Raw genomic sequence first — 20001 nt, forward strand, 5'->3', positions numbered from 1 at the left:
ATCGCTTAAGGACTGGAAAAGACCGTATCAAATCATAAAGAGAAATGAATATGAAAATTACTGGCTGCTGTCTGATATCGGCAGCCCTTTTCCAGAAAGAAGCGGAAGGAGGGGGAAAAATGAGTCTCAAACGTTCCGCGGTCAATGTTCTGGTTTGGCTCGCCGCATTGACCGCAGGGTTAGCATGCATTGTATTGGCCGAATCCAATGCAAAAAAAATCTTGCTAGCATGTCTAATTATGATTGCACTGGCTTCGATCATTGTGCTCAGGAAGTATATGTCATCTGAGCAATTGCTAATGCCGGTATTATATTTGCTGATCGCTGCAACCTTTGCCAACAATGCTTTTTTTGCGATTAAATTGGGCTTTTTCAGCCTGTTTCCATATCGAATTCTTCTGATTCTGGCAGGATTCTTATTCATAGCAGAAATGTTGAAAAGCAGCCGACACCTTGAAAAATGGAATCAGGTGCGTGTCAAAGGTATACTAATGTTTTTCGCATTTTGGTTCTGTTATGGAATGATTTCACTGCTTTGGGTCAAATCTGTTACTGATGGCATAAAATATATGTTCCTATTGGCAATGGGAATGTTTTTCGTTTTTCTAATTGTTATGTTTTTTCAAAAAATGGATCGCATTCTCGCATTTTATTACATATGGCTGGTCATGACCGTATTTGTAATGGGTATAGGGTTTTACAACCACTTTACATTCAACCACCTGCCGAGCTCGACCCTTTACAACGGGCCGCACTATAAACAGCACTATCCGACATCCGTTTTTTTCAATCAAAATGACTTTGCGACATTTCTGTCCATCAGCTTTTGTTTTTATTTATCTTTTTTCAAAAACATTAAAAACAGCTATTTAAAAATAGCAGGATTGATCCTTGCGTTCTGTTCGGCCTACTTGATTTTTCTGACTGGATCAAGAGCCAGTATCCTGGGAGTTATAGCGGGACTTGCCGTTTATACGTTCATTTTGCTGCCGAAGATGCTTAAAAAATGGGCGCTCATCGCCGCAGCTGCAGGATGTATCGCTTTTGTCACCCTGTTTGCAGGAAAGATTACTGGAGCTTTTTATACATACTTTTTAGCTCCGCAAACAACACACGATTTCAGCGAGCCGCTGCCATCCAATGTAGGGAGGGCAAACTTGTTGAAAAACGCCGGCCATTATGTGCTGGATACTTACGGATTTGGCGTCGGCGCAGGCAATGTGCCTTATTATTTGGAACATCATGCACTGTTCGATACGGATCAGGTCGTCGAGGTTCATAACTGGCTCGTTGAGATCATGACGAACTTTGGAGTTGTGATGATGCTTGGTTATTTAACAATGTACATTTATTTAATAACTGTGCTTTACCGGTATTATAAAAGATCGCTTGGAAGGCGGCCAAAGCTTCTCATTGAAGGTTTGACAGCAGCGCTTGTAGCCTTCCTTGTGTCAAGTATCAGCCCGAGTTCCGTTTCGAATTTATACTTCCATTGGGTGTTCCTCGCCCTTGTAATAGCGGCAATTAACACTTTTAGAATCAGCGGAACAGATGAAACCGAACAGTATAGATAATTTTTGAAAAGCTAATATAAAAATAGGGAGAAATTCATGTGATGAATTTAATCAAACGTATTGCTGGTAGAGTGAAAAAGTTTATTGTGGCGATAATTGTGCTTCCTCTTATCCTTGGTCTTGTGGGCTATTTTATACCGAAGGGGAGTGTTGCTCCGTCTGATTACACGGCTACTGTAATGATATCAACCGGAAACTATGGAGAAGCTAAGTACAACAATGCAAAACAAGTGCCGCTGCTGTTGAAAAACGGAGCTTTTTTAAAGGATATTTTCCCGGGGATGTCGGAAGAAGATTTGGCGCAGTTGAAAGATGATCTGGTGATTGAAATCAGAACGGACTCGCTTTTTAATTTAAGCTACACAGGGCCTGACAAACAGAAAACATCGGATACTTTAGAAAAAATCAAAGACGCCTATATGAAAGGCGATAAGGAGCTTTTTTCAAAAAGGGAAGAAGTCATTGAAAATAATATCAAGGCGCTTGAAGGCGAAACAGTCAGCGCTGATTCAAAAGTTGACAAACAGCGGTTTTTGTATGAACTTGAAACAAGCAAGCTTGATATGAAGGCTGCTGAAGAAATTGAGCCCTTGAACGTACTTGATAACCAGGTTGTCGGCATATCGCCTAAAAAAAGAGCGGTATTGGGCGTATTGATTGGTTTGGCGCTGTCATTTTTTATTATTGTTGTTCCGGAAGTTTTCAGAGAACGTTAAATTTATAATTGGGGATGTGGATCAGGACCATGACGAGGCAAAAACCTTTAATCTCTGTCATTACGCCTTCCTATAACGCGGAGGAATTTATCGAAAAAACCATTCAGTCCGTCTTAAATCAGACGTTTTCCGACTGGGAAATGATCATTGCCGATGATTGCTCAACAGATGGGACAAGAGACATTTTGAAGCGCTATGAAGAAGATGATGAGCGGATCCATGCCATTTTTCTGAAAGAAAATCAAGGCGCTGCAGCGGCGCGAAATGCGGCGCTCAGCAAAGCCGAAGGGCGCTATGTCGCCTTTTTGGACAGCGATGATGTATGGAAAGCAGAAAAGCTGGATAAGCAGCTTGCCTTCATGAGGAAGCATCAGCACGCTTTTACATTTACGGCATACGAGCTGATCAGCCAAGACGGCGAACCGCTTCATAAAACCGTTCATGCACCCGTGAGCCTTACATATGATGATGTATTAAAAAATACGATCATCGGCTGTTTGACGGTGATGATTGACAGAGAGCAAACGGGTGATATCCGGATGCCGAATATTAGAACCCGTCAGGATTTGGCGACATGGCTGTCCATATTAAAGCGGGGGTTCAAGGCATATGGACTAAACGAACCACTCGCCGAATACCGCATCGTTGAAACATCGATCTCCAGTAATAAATGGAAGGCTGCGAAAAAAACGTGGTTTGTCTACAGGGAAATCGAACGGCTTCACTTCATGAAAGCGACATGGTGTTTTGTTCAATATGCAAAAAACGCGGTGAAAAAAAGATTATAGCCGCAAACAGAGAGAAAAGGTGATGAAGGTGGAAACAAAAGAAGCAATCATTCATGTCATCGTTGCCACTGCTGAATGGGGAAAAGACCAATTGAGATACAGAAGGCACCGGCTGGCAGAATTTTTAGCTGCTCAAGAGGAAACGAAGGAAGTCATTTGGGTATGTCCGGCTCCGCATCCACAAGGGAAAGAGTTTCAAGAAGTCCATTCTGGTATTAGGCAATTCGCTGTCAAAGACCTGTTGCAGAAAAAAATGTTTCGTTTCGGGCGATATACAGATGTCTTTTACAGACATAAGCTCTCCCCATTACTCGATGAGCTTGCATCTGCTTCTTCAAACGGTGAACGCTGCTGTTTATGGTACACGTTTCCGGGATTCCCGCTGCTGTCTTCGCTGTTTTCTTGGGATCAGGTCATTTATGACTGCAGTGACCTATGGGCTGCGCCGATCAGCGGGCGTTCAAATCTGCTGTCTGAATTCCGGCGAAAAGTCATAAAATCGGCAGAGCTGAGAATTATACAACGAGCAGATTCAATAACCTGTTCATCGGATTATCTTCACAAGGAAGTAGACAAAAAACTGACTTCGAGGCGAGAAAAGGTTCATACTGTGGAAAACGGTGTGGAGTATGAGCTGTTTTCTGCAAACAAACAAGCTCACGATCGCAGTATACTGCAGGGGAGAGAAGGAACAGTGTTAGGTTTTATCGGCGGAATTAAACCGAAGCTCGATTTTAAAATGATTGAAGCCGCCGCCCTGCAAAAGCCTGATTGGACATTTTTATGGGTTGGCCCGGATGCCACCAATGGCGATGTTTCGTTTCAAGAGCTGCTGAGACTTCCCAATGTTATATGGACCGGTCCGGCAGATCCAAAAGAAGTGCCTCATTTTATGGAGCTTATCGACATTGGCATCATGCCATATAAACAATCACCGTATAATCAAGCTGTGTTTCCGCTGAAACTATTTGAATTTTTAGCGGCAGGAAAACCTGTTGTAGGCACTAATCTTCCATCAACTTCAAAAATGCAAAAGCCGTATGTATACGAATATGTAGAGGGCGATCATCCGATTGATTTTATAGCCGCTTGTGAAAAAGTTTTCGGACAAAACGGAGACGAGGCCTATAAAGAAATGCGTCGAAACATCGCCCGCACACAAGATTGGGATTGCTTATTTAGACAAATTATGAAATATACAGGGATTCAAAAACATGCGTAGTCCTATAAATTGGGATGCGCGTTTTTTGATTATACGTGTTTCTTTTTGATGAAGCTTGTTATAATAAGTAAGGAGAAGGTATAATAGAAGGAACGGTTCTCTATACAAATAAAGACTTCATTTAATTCCAAAGGAGACTTCTTTATGCTTGACGAACGCATGATTCGCATTGTTGTTGCGTTTATTGTCTCGCTGCTGACAGTTTTAATCATAACCCCAATCGTAAAAAGGATTGCGATTAAAATAGGTGCAGTTGACCAGCCCAGCAATCGAAAAGTACATGACAAAATCATGCCCCGGATGGGCGGGCTAGCCATATTTATCGGGGTGGTTGCAGGCGTGCTTGCATCCGGTATATACACAGAAACAAGGATGACGGCTATTACAGTCGGAGCATTCATCATAATTGTGTTAGGTATTCTTGATGATAAATATCAATTAAGTGCAAAAGTTAAGTTTTTGATTCAATTAGGTGTAGCCATTATGATTGTAAGCACTGGCTTAAAAATGGACTTTTTCTCAGTACCTTTTTTAACAGAACGATTTGAATTAGGATGGATGGCTTATCCGCTGACCGTATTATGGATTGTCGGCATCACGAACGCAATTAACCTGATTGACGGATTGGATGGCCTTGCTGCCGGTCTTTCTGTTATTGGCCTGTCAACGATCGCTGTCATGGCGCTATCCGGCGGAAAAGTGCTCATTCTGTCACTCTCATTAGTTGTTATTGCCAGCACGCTTGGATTTTTGTTTTACAACTTTCATCCGGCAAAAATCTTTATGGGAGATACGGGCTCACTTTTTTTAGGGTATAGTATTTCGATTCTTTCATTATTAGGCCTGTATAAAAGTGTTACATTGTTCAGTATCGTTATCCCGATTATTATATTAGGCGTACCGATTTTTGATACAACATTTGCTATTATCAGGAGAATCTTAAACAAACAGCCGATTTCAGCGCCTGATAAGTCACATATCCACCATAGACTGATGGCCTTTGGCCTTTCACATCGGATGTCGGTCTTAGTTATTTATTTGATTGGATTTATTTTCAGTATCAGTGCGATTGTGCTTAAAAGTGCCACAATTTGGCTCTCTTTGTTTATTATCTTCATTTTAATCATTTTTATGCAAATCATAGCAGAAGTGACAGGACTCGTGAATGAAAAATTCAAACCGTTTACGAAATTTTATAAACGGCTGCTGAAAAGGAATTAAAGAACAAATGAAAAAAGGATTTCTAAGATGATGAAAGTACATTCAACTTAGAAATCCTTTTTTTAATATTGTTTATAGCTTAATTGCTTTAGCATAACGAGCCCCTTGATCATATTTATCATGGACTTCATTATTATACATTTTAGTTGGCAAATACAGTTTTAAATTTTCACTTTTATTTTGAAGGGCAAAGTCATCAACTTGATAAACCAGTTTGATTTTAGTTGACTGATGTGGCTTCAATTTTTTTAATTTACTCATATCAAAATTGCCTTCATTCGTTTGACTTGTATAAGTGTCTATACCTAGCATTGTTTCTATAAACAATGCTCCATCAGTTGTTACATGATCACTTTTATTTTGAATTTCTGCTTCAATTGATATAGGGATTATATTGTTTTTTTCGTCTCCTATTTCAGAAGATAAAATCTTTATATTTATATTATCACATGTTATCACTTCTTTTTTAGGGAAATACTCAATTGAAAATTCAGCAGGAACATTTTTGTTTATTACGTAGACACGATAAACAAAAAATAATATTAAAAAACTTATTAGTAATAAAATATATGTTTTCTTTTTAAACATTTTAAATTCTCCCTTGAATTTAATGTCTCATGATTTTAGTATTGTATGATTGATAATTTTTCCTTTCTCGATCATGAAAATTTCATCTGAAAGAAATTCTAAACTTTCCGATTCATGGCTAGCAAGAAGGATTAACTTATTTTTCTCTTTTAGTTCTATTAATAAATCTTTTACAAGTGATATTCCATCTTTATCAAGAGCATTGGTAGGTTCATCTAAAATAATTAGTTCTGGATCTTCCATAATTGCCTGGGCAATTCCAAGTCTTTGTTTCATACCTAAAGAATAATCTTTAAATTTTCTTTTATCATCAGGGTTTAAACCGACGGATTCTATTGTGTTTTTTATTTGATCCTCAGTGAGTATTCCTTTTATATCAGCTATCATTTTAAGGTTTTTAAACCCTGTATAGTTAGGTAAAAAACCTGGATATTCTATTATGGCTCCAGCGCTTTCTGGGAAAGAGATTTTCCCTCCAAGTTTTTTCCCGTTAATTTCTATAAACCCGCTTGACGGTTTAATAAGACCACATATAGCCTTAAACAGCATTGTTTTTCCTGATCCATTTTTTCCTGTAAATCCATAAATTTTCCCACGATCTAACTGTAAACTGATATCGTCTATTAGAACTTGCTTTCTTATTTTTTTTGTAAGGTGTTCTACTTTTAAATATGCACTTTTTGACATGTTAATCCTCTGCTTTCATTTAAATTAAATCCTTTTTTTTAAAAGAAATATAAATAGCAAAAAATAAAAAAATGCTTAACAAGACGTTATAGCATATCGAATATTGAAGCGTAAGATGATGACTGGGTTCAAAAATAGTATGTTTAAGAATCATTGAATGTATTGCCGGGAGCAATGGGTTATTTATAAATATAGAAAGACATATTAGGATAGCGACTATTAAAAAACTATAGTTGAAATTCATATAAAAAGAGAAAAACACATGAATTAAAGTCAGTGATATAGATGTTAAAGCATATAGTGTGAAAATGATAATTAAAAATTTTCCTTCAGTAACCTGTTTAAAGCTTAAATCATTTATAATATTGACAGCAGGCATGTTCCAATCCAAAGAGTTTAAGTTGTATAACAAACCTACTATATAAGTAACAAGAAATAAAACTAGATAGGTACTTATAATATTTAAAATAATAAACAAGGTTTTAGAAATCCAATATAGATGGATTTTCTGAACTCTTAGTAAAAGGTAAACATTTAATTTGCTATCATAGTACAATGCATCGCCACAAATAAATATCACGAATATATTTATAATCATCCAAATTGTTGGGACACTGTTTAATTCATAGCTATTAATAAAGCCTACATCCTTAAAGTTCAGATAAAAAAGTTCAATTATACTCATAGATGTATCTTCAAACTGATTAGAATTCATTATTGATATGTAAAATACTAATATACTAAGTAAAAAATACTTCCACTTATTCCTTTGAAAATTGTTGCGTATATCTCTTATTAGCAGTTTGGATACAATATTTATATCATTCAAGTAGTATTTTTCCTCCTAATTTTTAAAGTCCTTTTTCGAGTATAACTCACGGCCTATGAAATATAGAGCAAATAGTAAGATGATGAAATAAACATTATTAATTAATACATTCCTTAAATTTAACCAGTTATTTACATCAAGGATGGATTTATTTATAAATAAAGAAGGATTTAGATACATAGCATCAATGTAACTGTATATGCATATACACAAAAGAGTCAAACTGCTATTTTTTATAATGGTTTTAATAATGGCCGTACTTAATGCTATTATTGATAAGCACAAAAATTTAGTTAAAAAAATGATTGTTAAAACATTAAATGTTGAAAGTTTATTTAAGTATTGTTCTGGATTCGGTATCTTGTTATTGTTTAAGAGTACAGTGATTTGTCCGTTGGTTCCTATCCATTTATTTTCGTAACCAAAAATTAAACCACCTATTAAATATCCTCCCAAGACTAAAATAAATGTCAATATAAAGGTGTAAACCAAAGAGATTATTACAGTTTTATTCCAAACCGATATTCTAGATGGTAATTTAATTATTCTATTATATGTTTCTTCTCGTTTCATAATTAATAATATTGTTAAACAGATAAAAGGGATAAGTATAAATACCATCACAATCTTATTAGTAAGTCCCATGGTACCATTTAAGTCAGACAGAAAATCAAATATCGAAAGTTTATCAAAGTCAATGTTATTTTTTATTTGGTAATACATGAGTAAAGCAGCGAGATAAACTGTTAACAATATTGAATATTTAGTGTGATTGCATACATAAATGAAGAGTCTAAATGTTCTCACTCTTTTTACCTCCAACACAAAAGATAACAAAAAGTATGATTATTGTTACCGTTGCAATGACGTAGATTCCATATGTAAAGGGGACATCTAAAAATAAAAATTTAAGCGGAGAGTAGCTTTGAAAGTTAAATGTATCTAAAATGATGTCTAAAATTGTGTAAATAAAAAAAGGTATACCAATAGCAATATAACGATTTTCTACAAAAAGACTGCAGGTCAAAGCAATTGAAGCAAAAATGCCTCCAAAAATAAAACAGTTTCCAATTCTTAAAATTATATATATTAAAGGATGATTTACATATAGATCAGGTAAAAAACTAAAAACGGGAATATTACCAAAGTATATGTTTGGTTTAATAGCTGGTAACAATGAGAAATAAACGATTAAGTTTAATACAAGTGGCGTAATCGATGCCATCCCACCAATTAAAAAGTTAATGAAAAACTTTGTTGTTAAATACTTGTTTTTGTTTTGCCTCAGTAGAATATTTTTTAAAAATCCACTCTTCTTTTCTTCGATATAAGAATCTGCATATGGTACTGATGCTAGCAATGGAAAAACAGTGATAATGATTGAAAGGTATATTTCTGGATTAAATAAAAACCACCAGTTATATACACCGAGTGGATAATCCCAATAATCAGATGGTTTTAAATGAATAACATTATTTTCTATAACGTCTAAGATAGCAATCAAAGAACCTAAAATCAAAATGAATAAAGTTGTACTTTTAGTGAAGCCTCTAGTTGTTATACTTTTAAACATTACAAATCTCCTTTACATAAATGATAAGATATGAAAGAAACTTTCATATCTTATCATCTGAGATTAATTTATCTTTTAAACGGAGTCAGGGCTCCAAACACCAGCAGCACCCCAACTATTAACTGTTCCATAGCCTGTTGCTTCAATTTTTACTTTAATTGTTTTTTTGTAATCCTCGTGAGCATAGTTTTTTAAGTATTGTGTTTTAGGATAAAGTCTGAAGTTGTTTCCAAATGCGTAGCGATACGGTTTGGAAAAACTTTTTCCTGAGCTGGTAACAAGTTCTGCATAATAATGAACGGCACCTGTCATACTAATGCTTTTAAGGCTCATATAAGCGCTTGTATTATCACGCTTTTCTCTTGAACCAGTATATTCATATTTTCCACTTGTACTGTTGGTGAAATGAAAAGAAAAATTGGTATCTTTAGTATTTCCTTTAGCACTTACATTACTTACGGCAAAACCTGTAAATACTAAACTTACAATAGCTATTGCTCCAATAAGTTTTTTAAATTTAGCCTTCATATATGATTCTCCTTAGTCATAATTTAAAATTAAAGCCAGTTACACTTTTTTAGATGGAATCAGGGCTCCATACACCACGGGAGTGCCAATTATAGCTAGCGGCTCCTCTATAACCTTTTGCTTTAATTTTTACACTAACGGGGGAACCTTTACTATCTTCCATAGCATAATTCTTGATATAGTGTTTAGCTAATTTAGGATTTTCAGCATCATATGTGCCGAATGTATATGTCCATGTTTTAGAGAAATTTTTCCCGTTTGATTTTACAAGAGATACTTTATAGTACGGATCGCCGTCACTAATTGTTTTGACATTAATGTAAGCACTTGTAGAGTTGTATTTAGTTCTAGCTGGAGTATAAGCTGTACTATTACCATTAAACTTCAAATTAAAACTGGAATCACTCGTATTTGCTTTTGCTTGAGCATTAGTTGCAGCAAAACCAGTTAATACTAAACCCGTAATAGTTACAGCTCCAATAAGTTTTTTAAATTTAGTTTTCATATACGATTCTCCTTATACACAATTTTAAATTTTAAAGAGCTTACTTTTTTAGATGGAATCAGGACTCCATACACCACGGGAGTGCCAATTATAGCTAGCGGCTCCTCTATAACCTTTTGCTTTAATTTTTACACTAACGGGGGAACCTTTACTATCTTCCATAGCATAATTCTTGATATAGTGTTTAGCTAATTTAGGATTTTCAGCATCATATGTGCCGAATGTATATGTCCATGTTTTAGAGAAATTTTTCCCGTTTGATTTTACAAGAGATACTTTATAGTACGGATCGCCGTCACTAATTGTTTTGACATTAATGTAAGCACTTGTAGAGTTGTATTTAGTTCTAGCTGGAGTATAAGCTGTACTATTACCATTAAACTTCAAATTAAAACTGGAATCACTCGTATTTGCTTTTGCTTGAGCATTAGTTGCAGCAAAACCAGTTAATACTAAGCCCGTAATAGTTACTGCCCCAATAAGTTTTTTGAATTTAGTTTTCAATTTTTTTCACCTCCTTAACCAACCCTTTAATTAGATTTTCTGTGTAATTATACCATAGTTTATAAGGAATTAAAGGTTCAAATAGAAAATTAATCTAATTTTAAAGGATAATTTGTTTATATTTTAAGTGCCTGCTCTGTATATTTAAAGTGCTAATATACTAAATACTGATTTTGGAGGTGTCTGAATGCTTTATTGGATATTGGAGTTGACTTTTAACATGTAGAGGTGAGTATCTAAAAGAAAGAATAGTATTTAAGTATTCACGTTAAGAGAGTGAATTTCCATAAAATGGGTTAAGATTTAATTGGGAGGAGACAGTAATCTTGAAAAAGTTTAATTATGGGAGGTCAGGTATTAATCTTTTGGAAACCAACAAAATGGGTTAAAAAATTTTATTTAGGGTATTGTATCATAATGTCGGGTTTGCATTTTATGTTGCGAACATATAGATTTAAATCCATTTCAAGTAATGGGCTTTCTGCACATTATGGTTTTATAACATCTTAATAAAAATTAATTTTATAAAAAACCCAAGGCCTCAGGATATAAAAAACAAAAAAAGAGGCTAAGAAATTAAATTCTCAGCCTCTTTTTTAAAGTCTAAAACCTTGTCTGAAAAAAGAACGGATATTGTGAATTTATTATTTATCAGGATACAAAAAGTTATAAAGTTCTTCTTGAACTTTTGCTAATTCTTCATCATTAGGTTGAAAGAAGTACTTGTTTCCGATATATAAATCTGAGCCTTTTAGAGCTAATGTTTTAACATCGCTGCCTTTAAAACCGCTGAAAATTTGTTGAAGTGCTAAGACTTGGGTAATTCTTAAATTTGTTGTTATGTTATCACTTACTTGATCTGCTAGGGTATCAATTTTAGCAAGATTAGAAGGTTTTGAGACTTGATCTAACATGGCCATCAAAATTTGTTTTTGTCTATCATTACGTCCGAAGTCACCCCGCGGATCTTGTTTTCTCATCCGTGCATAGGCAAGAGCTTCTTCCCCATTTAGATGCATGTTCCCTTTTTGAAAATAGAATTTTTTAGATTTTGATGTATCACTTTTCTCGTTAAAATCAAAGGGGACGTCTACATCAACTCCACCAACTTCATCAATTGTTTTTTTGAAGCCTTTAAAATCCACAGTGGCATAATAATCAATTGGTATATTTAAGAGTTTTTCAACTGTTTCAACGGTTGTTTGAGCCCCGCCTTTCCCATATGCAGAATTAATTCTTGTTTTTGTCCCAGAAGTATCACCAGATATTTCAACTCTTGTATCACGAGGAATACTCAGTAACTTCATGGTCTTTTGTTTAGGATTTATAGTAGCAACAATAATAGAATCGGTTCTTCCTCCTTTTCCGCCTGTTGCATAGTCTTCGACTCCTAACAAAAGTACAGAAAAAGGTTGTTTTTTCTTAAGATCAACTACTTCTTTACGTAATTTTGACTTTTCACCACGATCTAATTCTTTATAGGAACTATCAGCTGCTTGAAGTGTTTTATATACTTTATATCCAATTACCCCTGCGAATACTATAGAAAATAGAAAAAAGAGCAATAATATACGCTTTAACATAATTTTACGTTTGTTTTTCTTTTTCTTTACACGAACCTTTACTCGTTCTGGCATCATTTATTCTCCTTTTGATTTTTAACTTGTTTTTCAAGATATATCAAATTACCCGTTTTAGTATAACATGATCCATTCGTTAAATTTAAAATCCATTGAGAGTATTCTGAAATTCTTTTCTCATCTACGTATACTTCAAATTTAACGTTTTCCGCGTAATGGATTTCCTTTAACAGAAATTGTGACTCCCTTAATTCATTTTCAATCTTGCCAAGCCATGTGTAATCTGCGGAAGTATGCATGATACGCATAAGCTTCCGTTCTACCACACCTATATGATTTAATCCTTCAGACACTGATTTCCCATAAGCGCGAATTAATCCGCCAGCCCCAAGCTTAATACCTCCGAAGTATCGTGTAACGACGGCGCAAGTATCCTTAAGTCCGCGTTTTTTTAATACCTCAAGCATCGGCACTCCCGCTGTACCGCTTGGTTCTCCGTCATCATTGGCTTTTTGGATATGATCATTCTCGCCGATAACGTAAGCTGAGCAATTATGAGTCGCATTCCAGTGCTGTTTCTTTATTTTCTGTATAAATTCCTGTGCCTCTTGTTCGGTAGAAACACGGCTTAAATGACAGATAAAACGCGATTTTTCTATAACAATCTCGTGTTCTCCTGCTTCTTTCACAGTAAAATAGCTGTGCAGCATGCTAGCTGACCCTCCTGCTAAGCATAAAAGACTGCCTATACAAATTCGTACAGTCTTTAGAATTTTTGTGCGTATTTTGGTATCATAAAGAGTAGATAGTATATAAAAATGTTTTTTTCTAGAATATACGCATTCTTTCATTATAATTCGACATAATTTGCAGATCAATTACATTTATAATAAAAATATATGACAACGCCGTGACGGAGGGAAATTATGAATAAAACAAAGATGGATTCCAAAGTGTTGGATTCTATTTTGATGAAGATGCTGAAAACCGTTGACGGGAGCAAGGACGAGGTTTTTCAAATCGGGGAGCAGTCACGCCAGCAGTATGAACAGCTGGTTGAAGAACTGAAACAAATTAAGCAGCAGGTGTATGAAGTGATTGAGCTTGGCGATAAACTTGAAGTGCAAACCCGCCATGCGAGAAACCGTTTATCCGAGGTCAGCCGTAATTTTCATAGATTCAGTGAAGAGGAAATCCGCAATGCTTATGAAAAAGCCCATAAGCTGCAGGTAGAATTGACGATGATCCAGCAGCGTGAGAAGCAATTGCGCGAACGGCGGGATGATTTGGAGCGCAGATTGCTAGGGCTTCAGGAAATCATCGAGCGGTCAGAATCATTAGTAAGCCAAATTACAGTTGTGCTTAATTACTTGAACCAGGATCTGCGCGAAGTCGGACTGCTTCTTGCAGATGCTCAGGCAAAACAGGATTTCGGCTTAAGAATTATTGAGGCGCAGGAAGAAGAGCGAAAAAGAGTTTCAAGAGAAATCCATGACGGACCCGCTCAAATGCTGGCGAATGTTATGATGAGATCGGAATTAATCGAGCGGATTTTCCGTGACCGGGGTGCAGAGGACGGATTCCAAGAAATTAAAAATCTCCGCCAAAATGTTCGGAATGCCCTTTACGAAGTGAGAAGGATTATATATGATTTAAGACCGATGGCCCTTGATGACCTAGGCCTGATTCCAACTTTAAGAAAATATCTATATACAACCGAAGAATATAACGGGAAGGTCAAAATACATTTTCAGTGTATTGGAGAAACAGAGGATCAGCGGCTTGCGCCTCAGTTTGAAGTTGCGCTCTTCAGGCTCGCACAGGAAGCTGTGTCTAATGCGCTAAAGCATTCTGAATCTGAAGAAATTACAGTCAAAGTTGAAATCACAAATGATTTTGTGATTTTAATGATAAAAGATAACGGTAAAGGGTTCGACCTGAAGGAAGCGAAAGAGAAGAAAAACAAATCATTCGGCTTGCTGGGCATGAAAGAAAGAGTAGATTTATTGGAAGGAACGATGACAATAGATTCGAAAATAGGTCTTGGGACATTTATTATGATTAAGGTTCCGTTATCTCTTTGACTATGATTTGTAAAATAGAGCCAAAAGGCATATTGACCGAATGCTAGAGTATATAGAACAATAATACAAGGAGGCGTGGCTTGTGACTAAAGTAAACATTGTTATTATCGACGACCATCAGTTATTTCGTGAAGGTGTTAAACGGATATTGGATTTTGAACCTACCTTTGAAGTGGTAGCCGAAGGTGATGACGGAGACGAAGCGGCTCGTATTGTTGAGCACTATCATCCTGATGTTGTGATCATGGATATCAATATGCCAAACGTAAATGGTGTGGAAGCTACAAAACAGCTTGTTGAGCTGTATCCTGAATCTAAAGTAATTATTCTATCAATTCACGATGACGAAAATTATGTAACACATGCCCTGAAAACAGGTGCTAGAGGTTATCTGCTGAAAGAGATGGATGCTGATACATTAATTGAAGCGGTTAAAGTAGTTGCCGAGGGCGGCTCTTACCTTCATCCGAAGGTTACGCATAACCTCGTTAACGAATTCCGCCGTCTTGCAACAAGCGGAGTTTCTGCACATCCTCAACACGAGGTTTACCCTGAAATCCGCAGACCATTACATATTCTAACTAGGCGGGAATGTGAAGTGCTGCAGATGCTTGCAGACGGAAAAAGCAACCGCGGAATTGGTGAATCATTGTTTATCAGTGAGAAAACCGTTAAAAACCATGTGAGCAATATTTTACAAAAAATGAATGTGAACGACCGGACGCAAGCCGTTGTGGTCGCCATTAAAAATGGCTGGGTAGAAATGAGATAGTATATTAGGAGACTTGCCTTTTTCTAGGCAGGTCTTTTTTTAGGCTGCCGTTTCCCTTACAATAGAGTTATAAAGCAATAAGGCAGGTATCGAAGCTATGAATATTGCAGTCGTAACAGACAGCACGGCATATATTCCGAAAGAAATGCGTGAACAACATCAGATACATATGATCCCTCTCCAGGTTGTTTTTGGGGAGGAGACTTACCGTGAAGAAATTGAGTTGGACTGGAAAAGCTTTTACGAAGAAGTAAAAAAACATAATGAGCTCCCGACGACTTCTCAGCCGCCAATCGGCGAGCTGATTGCGTTGTATGAAGAGCTTGGCAAATCTTATGATGCGGTCATCAGTATCCATCTTTCCAGCGGGATCAGCGGAACATTCAGCAGTGCGGCAACGGCTGATTCAATGGTCGACAATATTGATGTGTATCCATTTGATTCAGAGATAAGCTGTTTAGCCCAAGGCTTTTATGCTCTTAAAGCCGCTGAATTAATTAAAAACGGAGCATCATCGCCGGAAGATATTATAAAAGAACTGGAAGAAATGAAAAAAACAGTTCGAGCATATTTTATGGTAGACGACTTAGCTCATCTTCAGCGCGGCGGGCGATTAAGCAGCGCCCAAGCCTTCATTGGAAGTCTTCTAAAGGTAAAGCCTATCCTTCATTTTGACAATAAGGTAATTGTGCCTTTTGAGAAGATTCGCACACGTAAAAAAGCAATTTCGCGAATTTATGAGCTTTTAGATGAAGATGCGAGCAAAGGGTTGCCTATGCGCGCTGCTGTTATCCATGCTAATCGCGAGGAAGAAGCAGCGAAAATCATTGAAGAGCTTTCTGTAAAATATCCTCATGTTGAATTTTATAACAGCTATTTTGGCGCGGTAATCGGCACTCATTTGGGTGAAGGTGCGCTAGGAATTTGCTGGTGTTTTAAATAAGGCCAAATCTCCGTTTTAGCAACGGAGATTTTTTTATATTTCTATTTTGATTGTTCGACAGAAACTATTCATTCAGGCATACTGTCTCGAAAGGAGGCGGTGCTATGTGAAGGTGCCAACTGAAAAGAACATTTCCTTTTCTAGAGAATTGCAGCAGACGCTTCAAAGCCGTCATTTGCTCAGGACTGAACTCCCATTTTCCGATGAAATGATTGAATGGCATATCAAGAATGGCTATATCACCGCTGAAAATTCTATATCAATAAATAAACAGGGCTATAGATGTAATAGGTGCGGCCAAACTGATAAGCGGTATTATTCTTTTTATCACTCATTTGGAAAAGATCAGCTGTATTGCCGTTCCTGTATCATGATGGGCAGAGTGAGTGAGGAGGTTCCTTTATATTCATGGAAAGAGGAGGATGAGCCAAACTGGAAGTCTGTTAAGCTGACATGGGATGGCAAGCTTTCAAGCGGACAGCAAAAAGCCGCCAATGTTTTAATGGAGGCAATCTCCAAAAAAGAAGATCTCCTCATCTGGGCGGTTTGTGGCGCTGGTAAAACAGAAATACTGTTTCCCGGTATAGAATCAGCGTTAAATCAAGGGCTGCATGTATGTATTGCAACTCCTCGCACCGATGTTGTATTAGAGCTTGCCCCAAGACTCAAGGCTGCCTTTCAGGGTGCTGACATTTCCGCGCTTTTCGGAGGAAGCGATGACAAAGGTCGTTTATCTCCGCTCATGATTTCCACCACGCATCAGCTTTTGCGATATAAAGATGCATTCGATATTATGATCGTTGATGAGGTTGACGCTTTTCCGTATTCTGCTGATCAAACCCTTCAATTCGCTGTTCAAAAAGCAAGAAAGACAAACAGCACCCTCGTTTATTTAAGTGCAACACCTCCTAAAGAATTAAAAAGAAAAGCGCAGAACGGACAGTTACATTCAGTTCGCATCCCCGCAAGACACCACCGGAAACCTTTACCCGAACCGCGCTTAGTATGGTGTGGAAACTGGAAGAAGAAATTAAACCGAAATAAAATTCCGCCAGCGGTGAAAAGATGGATAGAGTTTCATATAAAAGAAGGCAGGCCTGTTTTTTTATTTGTTCCCTCCGTTTCTATTCTAGAAAAGGTTGCCGCGAGCTTTAAAGATGTTAATTGCCGAACCGCGACTGTGCATGCGGAAGACAAGCATAGAAAGGAGAAAGTGCAGCGATTCAGAGATGGTCAGCTCGATCTATTAATCACAACAACAATACTGGAAAGAGGCGTTACGGTTCCCAAGGTGCAAACAGGTGTACTGGGAGCGGAATCGCCTATCTTTACGGAAAGCGCACTTGTTCAAATTGCAGGAAGAACCGGCCGGCATAAAGAATATGCAGACGGCGATGTCATTTTCTTTCACTATGGCAAAACAAAGAGTATGCTCGATGCAAAAAAGCATATAAAAGAAATGAACGGCTTGGCAGCAAAAAATGAATGAACAGACTAGCCATTATTTGAAAACGTGGTACAGTATACTCATATAACCGATGATGAGGAGCTGTAAAAATGCTTGTCAATTCAAAAGAAATCGTAATGAAAGAACTGCTCGACCGTTATATGGACCAGCTTCACATGGCCTGCACGTGCCAAGTATGCCAAAACGATGTACTGGCACTTTCTTTAAACAAAGTGAGACCATCCTACGTTACTGATCTTAAAAAGATCGCATATACGAAAGCAGAGATGGTAGATAAACAAAAAAATACGGCTATGCTTGTCATTTTGGCTGAATCTGCAGCTGTGGTATCAGAGAGTCCAAGCGATTTATGCCAAACAAAGCAGGAGGAGGCATTCATAAACTGATCTGTCTGCTATGCGATTCGCAATTTTCTCAAGCTGTTACATGGAGAGCTCTTTTTTTATTAAAGCCTGACGAAAAGGTCTGTCATTCCTGCAGAAGTAAATTGAAAAAAATCACAGGACATATCTGCACCATATGCGGCAGACCTCAATCCGTTTATGCGGTATGCAGGGATTGTGAGGCGTGGAAATCAAGGATCAGTCACAGCTTGCTGCTCCGCCAAAATCGTTCAGTTTACACATATAATGATATGATGAAAGAAACGCTCTCCCGTTTTAAATTTAGAGGAGATGCAGAAATTATAAATGCTTTTAAAAGCGATTTTTCTTCAACCTTTTCAAAGGTTTACCCCGATAAGCATTTTGTTCTTGTTCCTATTCCGCTAAGCAAGGAACGGGAAGAGGAGCGCGGATTTAATCAGTCACAGCTCCTGGCAGAATGTTTAGGCAGGCCCATCCACCATCCCCTCATCCGCCTGAATAATGAGAAACAGTCTAAGAAAAAGAAAACAGAACGCCTGCTTTCCGCGCGTATTTTTGATACGAAAAACAATTCAGCAGAAGGTATGAATATCATTTTAATAGACGATCTTTATACAACAGGCGCCACTTTGCATTTTGCAGCGCGCTGCTTAATAGAAAAAGGAAAAGCCGCTTCAGTGGCATCTTTTACCTTAATCAGAAGCTAAATGATTCTGTTTTTATGCCGATATAATCACTAGAAATTGACACAGGCATATTATCGAATAAGGAGAAAAAAAGATGGGAGAACTGGCGAATTGTCCGAAATGTAATACTTTATTTTTAAAGACAAAGCTGCAAACCGTATGTCAGGCGTGTATTAAGGAAGAAGAAAAATCATTTGAGACTGTTTATAAGTTTTTAAGAAAGCAGGAAAATCGGCAATCAACTTTGAACCGGATAACTGAGGAAACAGGTGTGGAAGAAGAGCTGATATTGAAATTCATCAGGCAGAAGCGAATTCAGATCACTCATCTTCCTAATTTGGCATACCCTTGTGAAAGGTGCGGAACATCGATTCGAGAAGGCAAGTTCTGCAAGGCTTGCCAGTCCGATATCAAGGCTCAAATGGATCATTTGAACCACGAGGACGCTCTGAAAATCGAGAAAGAAAATAGTAAAAAAGACACATACTATGCCTATAATACCAAAAACAGCTGATTCCCTAAACTAACTGAAAACGCAGTCGATAAAAGGGTTAAGATTGTTTAAAGACTGCAACGGAAAGCGAGAGGAATCCTATGAAAATCAATCAATTTGGAACACAATCCGTTAATCCATATCAAAAAAATTATGATAAGCAAGCGGTGCAAAAAACTGCTGCACAGCCTCAAGATAAAATTGAAATTTCATCACAGGCTAAAGAAATGCAACATGCATCCGACGCAGTCACTGGTTCACGACAGGAAAAAATTGCGCAGCTTAAAGCGCAAATTGAAAACGGGTCATACAAAGTAGACGCAAATCATATCGCGAAAAATATGATTAATTTTTATAAAAAGCAATAAAAAAGGAGAAAGCCCATGTCAGCGAAGGCAATTATTGAACAATTGAAGCGACTTTGCGTTCTGCATGAGCACTTGCTCACGCTGTCTGAAGAAAAGACGGAAGCGCTCAAAGCCGGCAAAACAAAAGAGCTTTCTAACATTTTGACAAAAGAGCAAAAATATATTCAAGCAATCACGCAGACAGAAGATGACCGGATCAAAACAACTGCGGCCTTTCTCGGATATAGCGAAAATAATACTATTTCCGCATGTATCGCCAAAACCTCAGGCAGTGAAAAGGAAGAGCTGGAACAACTATACGAATCTCTTTCTCAAGTTCTCGGACGTCTGAAAAAAGTTAATGAGATGAATAGGCAGCTGACAAGAGACGCGCTGCAATTCATCTCTATTTCGTACGATATGCTGGTTCCTAAGGAAAATAACATCAATTACAGCAAATCAATTAAAGCTGAGCTGCCGAAAAGCAGCCAAATGAAATTGTTTGATTCAAAAGCTTAGCAGAAAGGA

General features: G+C 37.2%; 23 protein-coding genes. 14 read left to right on the plus strand and 9 right to left on the minus strand.

The genetic code is table 11. The annotated features are described in order from the left end of the window. Positions 1-119 precede the first annotated feature (119 nt). From tuaE to ACQXR1_RS01810, 5 genes are all read left to right on the plus strand, one after another. Positions 120-1574: a teichuronic acid biosynthesis protein TuaE gene (gene tuaE, locus ACQXR1_RS01790; protein WP_430771633.1), complete on the plus strand. Its 1455-nt coding sequence runs from the start codon at positions 120-122 to the stop codon at positions 1572-1574. A gap of 41 nt (positions 1575-1615) precedes the next feature. Continuing rightward, on the plus strand, positions 1616-2290 hold the full coding sequence (locus ACQXR1_RS01795; protein ID WP_430771634.1) for a teichuronic acid biosynthesis protein TuaF: 675 nt from the start codon (positions 1616-1618) through the stop codon (positions 2288-2290). Between the two features lie 29 nt (positions 2291-2319). Beyond that, on the plus strand, positions 2320-3078 hold the full coding sequence (gene tuaG / locus ACQXR1_RS01800; protein WP_430771635.1) for a teichuronic acid biosynthesis protein TuaG: 759 nt from the start codon (positions 2320-2322) through the stop codon (positions 3076-3078). A gap of 28 nt (positions 3079-3106) precedes the next feature. Next, the gene (tuaH, locus tag ACQXR1_RS01805; protein WP_430771779.1) at positions 3107-4300 is read left to right on the plus strand and encodes a teichuronic acid biosynthesis protein TuaH; all 1194 of its coding nucleotides are present in this window, start codon (positions 3107-3109) and stop codon (positions 4298-4300) included. A 144-nt stretch (positions 4301-4444) separates the two neighbouring features. Beyond that, entirely contained in the window at positions 4445-5521 is a 1077-nt protein-coding gene (locus tag ACQXR1_RS01810; RefSeq protein WP_430771636.1) for an MraY family glycosyltransferase, read from the plus strand. Positions 5522-5593: 72 nt separating this feature from the next. On the opposite strand, the gene ACQXR1_RS01815 is transcribed toward ACQXR1_RS01810, so the two are convergent. The 9 genes from ACQXR1_RS01815 to ACQXR1_RS01855 form a co-directional block, all read right to left on the minus strand. Next, entirely contained in the window at positions 5594-6109 is a 516-nt protein-coding gene (locus tag ACQXR1_RS01815) for a hypothetical protein (RefSeq protein WP_168781632.1), read from the minus strand. Between the two features lie 27 nt (positions 6110-6136). After that, the gene (locus ACQXR1_RS01820; protein WP_168781633.1) at positions 6137-6796 is read right to left on the minus strand and encodes an ATP-binding cassette domain-containing protein; all 660 of its coding nucleotides are present in this window, start codon (positions 6794-6796) and stop codon (positions 6137-6139) included. Positions 6797-7640: 844 nt separating this feature from the next. Continuing rightward, positions 7641-8432 carry a hypothetical protein gene (locus ACQXR1_RS01825; RefSeq protein WP_430771637.1) on the minus strand — a complete coding sequence of 264 codons (792 nt, stop codon included), beginning with the start codon at positions 8430-8432 and terminating at the stop codon, positions 7641-7643. After that, entirely contained in the window at positions 8419-9198 is a 780-nt protein-coding gene (locus ACQXR1_RS01830; RefSeq protein WP_168781635.1) for a membrane-spanning protein, read from the minus strand. The genes ACQXR1_RS01825 and ACQXR1_RS01830 overlap by 14 nt, the downstream gene beginning before the upstream one ends. A gap of 75 nt (positions 9199-9273) precedes the next feature. Beyond that, a complete protein-coding gene (locus ACQXR1_RS01835; protein ID WP_095010555.1) occupies positions 9274-9726 on the minus strand; it encodes a hypothetical protein in 453 nt (150 codons plus the stop codon). 49 nt (positions 9727-9775) lie between these two features. Further along, positions 9776-10231: a hypothetical protein gene (locus ACQXR1_RS01840; protein ID WP_014481057.1), complete on the minus strand. Its 456-nt coding sequence runs from the start codon at positions 10229-10231 to the stop codon at positions 9776-9778. Positions 10232-10279: 48 nt separating this feature from the next. Next, the gene (locus tag ACQXR1_RS01845) at positions 10280-10735 is read right to left on the minus strand and encodes a hypothetical protein (protein WP_014481057.1); all 456 of its coding nucleotides are present in this window, start codon (positions 10733-10735) and stop codon (positions 10280-10282) included. Between the two features lie 644 nt (positions 10736-11379). Continuing rightward, complete coding sequence (locus ACQXR1_RS01850) at positions 11380-12372, minus strand: LCP family protein (protein WP_430771638.1); 993 nt, start codon at positions 12370-12372, stop codon at positions 11380-11382. Then, positions 12372-13025 (minus strand): YigZ family protein, encoded by a 654-nt coding sequence (locus tag ACQXR1_RS01855; protein WP_168781639.1) that lies wholly within the window; start codon positions 13023-13025, stop codon positions 12372-12374. The genes ACQXR1_RS01850 and ACQXR1_RS01855 overlap by 1 nt, the downstream gene beginning before the upstream one ends. Before the next feature lie 216 nt (positions 13026-13241). On the opposite strand from ACQXR1_RS01855, the gene degS reads away from it, so the two are divergent. From degS to flgN, 9 genes are all read left to right on the plus strand, one after another. Then, positions 13242-14399, plus strand: coding sequence for a two-component sensor histidine kinase DegS (gene degS / locus ACQXR1_RS01860; protein WP_014665563.1), 1158 nt, complete (start codon positions 13242-13244; stop codon positions 14397-14399). Positions 14400-14481: 82 nt separating this feature from the next. Continuing rightward, positions 14482-15171 (plus strand): two-component system response regulator DegU, encoded by a 690-nt coding sequence (gene degU / locus ACQXR1_RS01865; protein ID WP_003219701.1) that lies wholly within the window; start codon positions 14482-14484, stop codon positions 15169-15171. A gap of 97 nt (positions 15172-15268) precedes the next feature. Beyond that, positions 15269-16114, plus strand: a complete 846-nt coding sequence (locus ACQXR1_RS01870; protein ID WP_014665562.1) for a DegV family protein — start codon at positions 15269-15271, stop codon at positions 16112-16114. 106 nt (positions 16115-16220) lie between these two features. After that, complete coding sequence (gene comFA / locus ACQXR1_RS01875) at positions 16221-17603, plus strand: ATP-dependent helicase ComFA (RefSeq protein WP_430771639.1); 1383 nt, start codon at positions 16221-16223, stop codon at positions 17601-17603. A gap of 68 nt (positions 17604-17671) precedes the next feature. Next, positions 17672-17968, plus strand: coding sequence for a late competence protein ComFB (gene comFB, locus ACQXR1_RS01880; RefSeq protein ID WP_014665560.1), 297 nt, complete (start codon positions 17672-17674; stop codon positions 17966-17968). Further along, entirely contained in the window at positions 17932-18654 is a 723-nt protein-coding gene (locus tag ACQXR1_RS01885; protein ID WP_430771640.1) for a double zinc ribbon domain-containing protein, read from the plus strand. The genes comFB and ACQXR1_RS01885 overlap by 37 nt, the downstream gene beginning before the upstream one ends. Positions 18655-18727: 73 nt before the next feature. Beyond that, on the plus strand, positions 18728-19147 hold the full coding sequence (locus tag ACQXR1_RS01890) for a TIGR03826 family flagellar region protein (RefSeq protein WP_014665558.1): 420 nt from the start codon (positions 18728-18730) through the stop codon (positions 19145-19147). An 80-nt stretch (positions 19148-19227) separates the two neighbouring features. Then, a complete protein-coding gene (gene flgM / locus ACQXR1_RS01895) occupies positions 19228-19494 on the plus strand; it encodes a flagellar biosynthesis anti-sigma factor FlgM (protein WP_014478128.1) in 267 nt (88 codons plus the stop codon). Between the two features lie 15 nt (positions 19495-19509). After that, entirely contained in the window at positions 19510-19992 is a 483-nt protein-coding gene (gene flgN / locus ACQXR1_RS01900; RefSeq protein ID WP_172861528.1) for a flagellar protein FlgN, read from the plus strand. The last annotated feature ends 9 nt before the right edge of the window (positions 19993-20001 follow it).

It is taken from the genome of Bacillus sp. ATD (genome assembly GCF_050585765.1).
Classification (GTDB): domain Bacteria; phylum Bacillota; class Bacilli; order Bacillales; family Bacillaceae; genus Bacillus; species Bacillus stercoris.

Bases quoted from the DNA above. Each gene is read 5' to 3' on its own strand.
- tuaE (WP_430771633.1), top strand. From the start codon at position 120: ATGAGTCTCAAACGTTCCGCGGTCAATGTTCTGGTTTGGCTCGCCGCA.
- ACQXR1_RS01850 (WP_430771638.1), bottom strand. From the start codon at position 12,372: ATGCCAGAACGAGTAAAGGTTCGTGTAAAGAAAAAGAAAAACAAACGT.
- ACQXR1_RS01835 (WP_095010555.1), bottom strand. From the start codon at position 9,726: ATGAAGGCTAAATTTAAAAAACTTATTGGAGCAATAGCTATTGTAAGT.
- ACQXR1_RS01820 (WP_168781633.1), bottom strand. From the start codon at position 6,796: ATGTCAAAAAGTGCATATTTAAAAGTAGAACACCTTACAAAAAAAATA.
- ACQXR1_RS01830 (WP_168781635.1), bottom strand. From the start codon at position 9,198: ATGTTTAAAAGTATAACAACTAGAGGCTTCACTAAAAGTACAACTTTA.
- ACQXR1_RS01810 (WP_430771636.1), top strand. From the start codon at position 4,445: ATGCTTGACGAACGCATGATTCGCATTGTTGTTGCGTTTATTGTCTCG.
- ACQXR1_RS01795 (WP_430771634.1), top strand. From the start codon at position 1,616: ATGAATTTAATCAAACGTATTGCTGGTAGAGTGAAAAAGTTTATTGTG.
- ACQXR1_RS01840 (WP_014481057.1), bottom strand. From the start codon at position 10,231: ATGAAAACTAAATTTAAAAAACTTATTGGAGCTGTAACTATTACGGGT.
- flgM (WP_014478128.1), top strand. From the start codon at position 19,228: ATGAAAATCAATCAATTTGGAACACAATCCGTTAATCCATATCAAAAA.
- comFB (WP_014665560.1), top strand. From the start codon at position 17,672: ATGCTTGTCAATTCAAAAGAAATCGTAATGAAAGAACTGCTCGACCGT.
- flgN (WP_172861528.1), top strand. From the start codon at position 19,510: ATGTCAGCGAAGGCAATTATTGAACAATTGAAGCGACTTTGCGTTCTG.
- ACQXR1_RS01815 (WP_168781632.1), bottom strand. From the start codon at position 6,109: ATGTTTAAAAAGAAAACATATATTTTATTACTAATAAGTTTTTTAATA.
- ACQXR1_RS01870 (WP_014665562.1), top strand. From the start codon at position 15,269: ATGAATATTGCAGTCGTAACAGACAGCACGGCATATATTCCGAAAGAA.
- tuaG (WP_430771635.1), top strand. From the start codon at position 2,320: ATGACGAGGCAAAAACCTTTAATCTCTGTCATTACGCCTTCCTATAAC.
- ACQXR1_RS01885 (WP_430771640.1), top strand. From the start codon at position 17,932: ATGCCAAACAAAGCAGGAGGAGGCATTCATAAACTGATCTGTCTGCTA.
- ACQXR1_RS01855 (WP_168781639.1), bottom strand. From the start codon at position 13,025: ATGCTGCACAGCTATTTTACTGTGAAAGAAGCAGGAGAACACGAGATT.
- degS (WP_014665563.1), top strand. From the start codon at position 13,242: ATGAATAAAACAAAGATGGATTCCAAAGTGTTGGATTCTATTTTGATG.
- ACQXR1_RS01890 (WP_014665558.1), top strand. From the start codon at position 18,728: ATGGGAGAACTGGCGAATTGTCCGAAATGTAATACTTTATTTTTAAAG.